The sequence below is a fragment of the Pseudomonas sp. 14A genome, assembly GCF_018132745.1.
In the GTDB taxonomy this organism is placed as follows: domain Bacteria; phylum Pseudomonadota; class Gammaproteobacteria; order Pseudomonadales; family Pseudomonadaceae; genus Aquipseudomonas; species Aquipseudomonas mercuritolerans.
On the sequence record NZ_JAGRQJ010000037.1, the window covers coordinates 1 to 270 of the forward strand.

Annotated in this window: 1 pseudogene; it reads right to left on the reverse strand. The window is 71.5% G+C overall.

Annotated features, from left to right (window positions below):
- A pseudogene (locus PS14A_RS26530) lies at positions 1-270 on the reverse strand (TetR family transcriptional regulator); the annotation flags it as partial.

The window sequence follows — 270 nt, forward strand, 5'->3', positions numbered from 1 at the left end:
GTCCTGGATGTCGATGAGCCACGCGTGCGCGCGGAGCAGACGGAGGTTGCCTTCGGCGACGCCCCGGACGCGTTCGCTCCAGTTCGTCCCGTCCGCCGGGGGCGACGGCATCCGGGCGTGCATGGCATCGGCCATGAGCACGAGCAGGTCGGCCCGGCTGTTGACGTGCGTGTAGATCGACATCGTGGACAGGTCGAGCGCCTGGGCCAGGCTGCGGATGGTGACCGCGGGCAGACCCTCCGTGTCGGCCAGCGCGACGGCGCGGTCCAC